The organism is Thermogutta sp. (assembly GCF_014359955.1).
GTDB lineage: Bacteria > Planctomycetota > Planctomycetia > Pirellulales > Thermoguttaceae > Thermogutta.
This window is the reverse complement of the sequence record NZ_JACIYL010000389.1, coordinates 1-4,082: the sequence shown is the minus strand read 5'-3', so window position 1 is coordinate 4,082 and position 4,082 is coordinate 1. Positions and strand designations below refer to the sequence as shown.

Sequence of the window (4,082 nt, the reverse complement as noted above, 5' to 3'; positions counted from 1 at the left end):
ATCTCTGCCGGGAGGAGCCGTGCCGCAACCCACCAGGGAACTGCCAGCACGACGGCTACGAAATTTTCCGTCTGGCCGTCTGCAAAGTGAAGGCACCAGGTGTTGTTACACCGCGAGATTCCGCGCACGGACCGCCCCAAGAGAATGCGCACCCCGGCGGTTTCGAGACGGCCGCGAAAATGGACATCACACAGAACGCTCAGTGGCACTCGCGGAATCCAGAGTTCATGCCCATACCGGTTTTTTATGAAAACCTCGCGAATGATCATTCGCGTAAGAGGAAGAGGAATGCGGTCCAGAGTTTCGCTTGTCGCGCTGACGAGCAGAGGCCCCCAGAACATCCGCAGGAGCCGCTCGGATTGGCTCGTCCGCAGTAAAAACGCCTCCGTCATCTCGTCGGCCGAGGAGTCCGCATGACCACTTCCTCCTTTCCACAGCGTCCAAGCCGCGCGAAGCAGGGCCAGCCGTTCAGAGGGCGAAACCAGCGTGAACCCCAGGAGGGTGGGCAGCAAATGGAGGGGGGCGGGCAACCCACGGGCAGCCCGGAAGCGACAAATCTTACCGGCGCCATCTGTAAAGAAGAGGGTGCGATGTCGGACAAAAAGGTCCAGGGCCTTCATCTCCCGGCAGAAGCGGAGGAATTCCGAGCAGCAACCCAGCACGACGTGCTGACAGGTGTCAATCGTCTGGCCCATCTCGGGGTCGGTGACGGATCTGACACGGCCTCCCAGGACTCGGCGGGCTTCGAAGAGGGTGACCTGGCACCCGGTGCGTCGCAGGAACCACGCTGTGGCCAGGCCGGCAACTCCTCCACCGACAACGGCGACACGCATTCTTTCCCGCTCCGCTCTGTGGTGCATGACGCGGCTTCACCCCGTCGTTGGTGAGATGGCTGGAGGCTGAGAATTCGTCGCCCCGTCAACGAGGGGAAGAGAGCGGGGCGGTGCCAGGCTCCAGCGGGCCAGAAGCCAAATTTTTTGCCAGCGTGGCAGTTTCAGTTTCTGCTGAAAAAGGCGATGCTTGTTGCGACGGACCTTTTGAAAAAGTGCATAATAGGTGGAAAACATCAGGCCAAAAACTTTTCGCCCCTGATCGCTGAGAAACTCGAACAAGTCCGACGCACTCCGGTAGAAACGTTCCGTCCTTTCGAACTGGAAATCGAGAAGATCACGCCAGGCGGGAGTCACCATCCCCTCGAGAATAGCGTCCTTCTCACATCCGAAAGAGCTGAGTTCGTCGGAAGGAATGTAGATCCGTCCGCGCTCTGCGTCTTCGCGCAGGTCCCGCAGGATGTTGGTCAACTGGAAGGCCACCCCACAGTCGTGCGCTTGGGAAGGAACCTCCCGGCCTTTAAACCCCCAAATGTAAAGACAGGCGACCCCCACCGCTGAAGCTACCCTGGCACAGTACTGTTCCAATTCGGCGAAATTCTTGGGCGGGCGAAAGTCGATGTCTTGCCGCACTCCTTCGATGACATCCAGAATGTACTTTGGCGGAATGCCGTAGTGCCTGACGACGGCTGCCACCCCGGAAGCCAGAACAAGCACGTCCCTTGGTGCGGTCACAACTCCGGGCAAAAAGATGAGATCCAAAGCGGGACTCGAAAGAAACGGACATCCAAGCTGCCGATCGATCATCGACTTCCACGATTGAAGATAACGCCTGGCCTCGGCGGCCGGGAGTTCATCCGCGAGGTCGTCCGTGAAGCGGCAATAGGCATAGATGATCTCCATGGCCTGGGCTTGTTCGCGGCCCAGCAGGCGGATGGCGGGCAGGAAACTGGATCGCGCCTTCCGACATATGGCGTGACAAACCGGATACGATTCGGCGATGATCGCGCGATAGACTGCGTCATCATCGCACGCGGAGCCTATTTGTTTATCCCGGTTTTCTGCCACAATACGTCCCACCAGCTTTGCATCATCAGAGCGAGTTTTGTCCATCGGCTAAGCGTCGGTCGCGTTTGCCATACATTGTAGTCGATGGCTGCAATCGCCTGGAGAATCCTGAGACCACCCCGCACGAAAAGCAGAACAGGCACCTGCCACTGTCGGGGCATCAGGGCAACAAGTTGCCCCCCACGACGGAGAAATAAAGCGGCCTCCTCAACCAGCCCCTTCATGAGGGTTTGAAACGCCGGGTTGAATTCCCGCCGTTGCCACATGTCTTCTGTGTAGCCGACGCGACGACATTCCGCCAGGGGAATGTACATCCGACCGCGATGCCAGTCTTCTCCCACATCCTGCCAGAAGTTGGCAAGTTGCAGCCCCGTGCACACCAAATCAGAAAGCGCGACACGCTCCGGCGTGTGACACCGGGCAAGATACAGCACCAGGCGTCCCACAGGGTTCGCGGAGTACCGGCAGTAATTCAGGAGTTCTTCGAATGTCTCGTAACGACGAACTTCCTGATCCTGCCGGAAGGCAACCAGCAAATCCAGAAATGGTTCCGGGGGAATCTGGAAGGTGGTAACAGTCTCCTGAAGTGCCACGGTCACAGGATGGCGGGGATGACCGCGGTAACAGGACATCAACTCCCGCTGCCACCAGTCGAGAAGCATCAGACTGTCTTTCTGCGAGAAAACCTCATCGGCCAGGTCATCCGCCCAGCGGCACCAGGCGTAAACATTACAAAAATGCTGACGTAAACCGCGGGGCACAAACCAGCTCACCACGGTAAAATTCTCATAATGTTGGCGGGTCAAATGACGGCAGTACTGCCGGCTGACCCGAAGCGACGGTGGCTCGTATTGCGCAAGCGGGCCGTATTGGTGGAAATCGCGGAGAAAACGCGCCCGCTCCGCCGTGGCCTGGCCTGGCGGGAGAGATGTCACGCTACGGCTTGGTTGCTGCGAGGTCATCAGCGGAATAACCTGGCTTGACCGGCACCGGCTGGGCAAGAGGAAAATCTCGTGGAATGTGCCCGGAAATGCACCTGCGCCCCACCTCCGGGAAACATTTTTCCAGTATAGGGGAAACATTTTCGCAAGTTGAGTGTTGTTTTTGAAAGGATCCGATCCATAGGTGAAAACGATGCGAATCCTTCTGGCCTCTCCCCGCGGGTTTTGTGCGGGGGTCAACATGGCGATTGAAACCGTGGAAACGGCCCTCCAGCGATTTGGCACACCACTCTATGTGTTTCATGAAATCGTCCACAACCAGCATGTCGTCCAGACGTTCTCCAAACGTGGGGTGATTTTCGTCAACGATATTGACGAGGTGCCACCGGGCAGCGTTCTCGTGTTTTCTGCCCACGGGGTCTCTCCCGAGGTGCGGGAAAAGGCGAGGCAGCGGCAACTCCGCACGATCGACGCGACATGTCCGCTGGTGACCAAGGTCCATCGGGAAGTCAGGCGGTTCGCGGACCAGGGCTACACCATCTTCTTGATTGGCCACGCAGGACACGACGAGGTGATCGGTACGATGGGCGAGGCCCCCGACGCTATCCGCCTCATTCAATCAGTGGCGGATGCCGAGACCGTGGAAGTACCAGATCCCGACAAGGTTGCATACACAACCCAGACGACCCTTTCCATTCTGGACGCAGCACAGATTGTGGCTCGGCTGCGGGAACGATTTCCCAAACTCGTGGGACCGGCCAAAGACGACATTTGCTATGCGACGCAGAACCGGCAGGAAGCGATTCTCGCTATCGCGCGTCAATGTGATGTCTTTCTTGTGGTGGGCAGCCAGAACAGTTCAAACAGCCGTCGCTTGGCAGAAATCGCTGCCTCCACGGGGATTCCCTCCTATCTTGTGGACGGTCCCCAGGATGTTGATCTGACCTGGTTCAAGGGAAAAGAGACGGTGGGAATCACCGCCGGCGCGAGCGCCCCCGAGCGTCTCGTTCAGGAGTGCATCCAATTGTTGCGGGAAAACTTCGGGGCTACGGTGGAAGAGGTCTCGCTGCGGGAAGAGCATGTGCACTTCCCACTGCCCCTTGAGTTGCGTCTGGCGGCATCCAAGTAAGCGGCTTACCAGCGAATGGAATTTGGAGGGGGTGCGCGCGTTGAGCGAGTTCTGAACGGCCCACGGAAAAACTGTGTGCCAATAGATTTCGCCTCAATCCAGCGGGAACGCCTC

At 58.3% G+C, this 4,082-nt stretch carries 4 protein-coding genes; 1 reads left to right on the top strand and 3 read right to left on the bottom strand.

The window, feature by feature from the left end; genetic code table 11:
• The 3 genes from H5U08_RS11825 to hpnC all read right to left on the bottom strand — a co-directional run.
• Positions 1–833 (bottom strand): FAD-dependent oxidoreductase (locus H5U08_RS11825; protein ID WP_297033253.1); only part of this gene is annotated, 833 nt, incomplete at its 3' end.
• Between the two features lie 36 nt (positions 834–869).
• Entirely contained in the window at positions 870–1,943 is a 1,074-nt protein-coding gene (locus H5U08_RS11820) for a phytoene/squalene synthase family protein (RefSeq protein ID WP_297033251.1), read from the bottom strand.
• Positions 1,871–2,860, bottom strand: a complete 990-nt coding sequence (gene hpnC / locus H5U08_RS11815) for a squalene synthase HpnC (RefSeq protein ID WP_297033249.1) — start codon at positions 2,858–2,860, stop codon at positions 1,871–1,873. The genes H5U08_RS11820 and hpnC overlap by 73 nt, the downstream gene beginning before the upstream one ends.
• Before the next feature lie 172 nt (positions 2,861–3,032).
• On the opposite strand from hpnC, the gene ispH reads away from it, so the two are divergent.
• The gene (gene ispH / locus H5U08_RS11810) at positions 3,033–3,968 is read left to right on the top strand and encodes a 4-hydroxy-3-methylbut-2-enyl diphosphate reductase (protein ID WP_297033247.1); all 936 of its coding nucleotides are present in this window, start codon (positions 3,033–3,035) and stop codon (positions 3,966–3,968) included.
• Positions 3,969–4,082 lie beyond the last annotated feature (114 nt).